Genomic DNA, 2,441 nt, shown 5'->3' with positions numbered 1-2,441 from the left:
CACCAGCGCGACCGCGGCGACCGAGATGACGTTGGGCAGCAGCACCCCCGCCCGCTCCGGCGCGACCGTCACTTGATCGCGTCCTGGGCTTCCCGGACCGCCTGGGCGAACGCCTCGGCGGTGGTCTGCTTGCCGCTCTCCACGCGCGAGAGGGCGTTGTTGAACACCGGGGTGACGACCGTGTCCTTGGTGCCGCGGTAGGTCGGCTGGAGGCTCTCCGCGGAGTTGCCGAAGATCTCGCCGACGGGCGCGGAGTTGAAGTACTCGTTCTTGGTCGCGGTGACCTCGGGGTCCTGGTACGCGGCGGGCTCGCTGGGCAGGTTGCCGGTCTCCTTGAAGATCCGCTTCTGCTGCTCGGGCGCGGTCAGCCACTTGGCCAGCTCGTAGGCCTCCTTCGGGTGCTTGCCCTGCTTGGGCACGGCCAGGAACGAGCCGCCCCAGTTGCCGCCGCCGCCGGGCGCGGCGGCCACGTCCCACTTGCCCGCGGCCTCGTCGCCCGCGCCCGCCTTGATCAGCGCCAGCGCCCACGCGGGGCAGGTGGTGGTGGCGAAGGACGCCTGCTTGAGGGCGACGTTCCAGTCCTGGCTGAACGAGGACAGCGCGCCGGTCTGCTTCTTCTCGCCCAGCGCGGCGGCCAGCTCGAAGGCCTGCTTCACCTTGGGGTTCCGGTCACCGATGAAGGAGTCGTCGGCCTTGGCGAAGTAGCCCTCCTCGGTCTGGTCGAGGATCGCCTTGTAGACGTTCTGGGCGGTGTCGACGAACTTCTTGTCCGGCGTGGCGGCGGTGAAGGTGTCGGCGACCTCGAGGTAGTCCTCCCAGGTCGGCCACAGCTTGCCGACCTCCTCGCGCTCGGTCGGCAGGCCGGCCGCCTGGAACAGGTCGCGGCGGTAGCACAGGGCGAGGCTGCCCATGTCGGTGCCGAGGCCCAGCACGAACTCCCCGTCGTCGGCGGTGCCCTGGCTCCACTTCCACGGGGCCCACTGGCCCTCCAGCTCCTTGGCGCCGTGGTCCGCCAGGTTGACGAACTTGTCCTTGGACTGGCGGAACTGGGCGATGGCGCCCTCCTCGATGGCCACGATGTCGGCCGCGCCGCGACCGCCCGCCAGCTGGGTGGCCAGCTGCGTGTGGTGCTGCTCCATCTTGACCGTGCGCTGCTCGACCTCGACGTTCGGGTGCGCCTGCTGGTACTCCTTGATCAGGTTGGTGTAACCGAAGTCGGAGAAGACCCCGATCGACAGCTTGACCTTGCCGTCGTCACCGGCCCCACCTCCCCCGCCACCGCACGCGGCCACCAGGGTGGCGACCATGGTCACGGCCGCGACCGCCGTCGCCCGACCGACCGGGATCCTGCTCATCCGTCCTCCTCGACGCGTTCGCCGGCTCTCGCCCCGACGTCATGAGAGCGCTCTCATGAGAGCGCTCTCACACTCGGGCGGGCGGCGCGGTATGTCAACGGGGACCGGTACTACGACATCGTTCCGTGACTTTCTGAAGCGCTTCGGAGCGCTCGGAGTGATCTCGTGTCACCGCGGGTGAGTGCCGGGGTGCGGCGGGGGCGGGGTGGCCCGGCCCTCGCTCGGGCCACCTCGCACCTGGTTAGAGGGCGCCCGGGGCCGGGTGTGACGCGCGGGCGGGAAGTTTTTCGCGACCACTAGGTTCGCGGGGTGTCCCACACCCATGAACTGGTCTTCTCCGCCGACTCGCTGGTCAAGCGCTACGCGTCGTGGGACCGGGGCGAGCACCGGCGCGAGTGGTCGGTGCTGGACGTCCTCCGCGACCGCGCGCCCGGTCTCGCGCCGGAACCGCTGGGCGTCGACCTCGACGCCACCCCGCCCGAGGTGACCATGACCCGGCTGCCGGGCGTGCCGCTGGGCGGCGCGGTGACCGGCGCGCGGCTCGACGGGCTGGAGGCCGCGCTCCGCGCGCTGTGGGCGGTGCCGGCGGACGGGCTGCCGCCGCGCCGCTTCCACCCCGGCGAGGCGTGGCGGGTGGTCGGCGCGGGGTTCGCCGGCGCGACGCGGCCGGGCGGCGTGGCGGGCGAGGCGTTCGACGGCGCGCGGGACCTGCTGTCCGGACCGCCGCCCGCCGAGCCGGACCGGCCCGTCCTCGGGCACGGCGACCCCAACCTCGCCAACTACCTGTGGGACGGCGCGCGGGTGCGGGTCGTGGACTGGGAGGACGCGGGCGGCTCGGACGTCGCGTGGGAGCTGGGCACCCTGGTGGAGCACCTGTCCGCGCGCGGCACGGACTGGCGGGGGTTCCCGGACCGCTTCGACGCCGACCCCGCCCGGCTCCTGGCCGCCCGGCGCGTCATGGCGGCGTTCTGGCTGCTCCTGCTGCTGCCGGGCGGGCCGGCGGCGCGGCGCAACCCGCCTGGTGCCCGCGAGGCGCAGGCCGTGCGGCTGCTGGAACTGCTGGGGTGACGCGCGGCGGCCCGCACC

The 2,441-nt window shown here is 73.0% G+C and carries 2 protein-coding genes; one reads left to right on the top strand and one right to left on the bottom strand.

Annotated features, from left to right (window positions below; translation table 11 throughout):
• Positions 1-68: 68 nt before the first annotated feature.
• Positions 69-1,355: an extracellular solute-binding protein gene (locus ACFV4N_RS42765; RefSeq protein ID WP_499678416.1), complete on the bottom strand. Its 1,287-nt coding sequence runs from the start codon at positions 1,353-1,355 to the stop codon at positions 69-71.
• Between the two features lie 309 nt (positions 1,356-1,664).
• Here ACFV4N_RS42765 and ACFV4N_RS42760 point away from each other — a divergent pair, with 309 nt between their 5' ends.
• A complete protein-coding gene (locus tag ACFV4N_RS42760) occupies positions 1,665-2,423 on the top strand; it encodes a phosphotransferase family protein (RefSeq protein ID WP_499678415.1) in 759 nt (252 codons plus the stop codon).
• Positions 2,424-2,441 lie beyond the last annotated feature (18 nt).

The sequence above is a fragment of the Actinosynnema sp. NPDC059797 genome, assembly GCF_042732085.1.
Taxonomy (GTDB): Bacteria; Actinomycetota; Actinomycetes; order Mycobacteriales; family Pseudonocardiaceae; genus Actinosynnema.
This window is presented reverse-complemented; position numbering and strand designations above follow the sequence as displayed.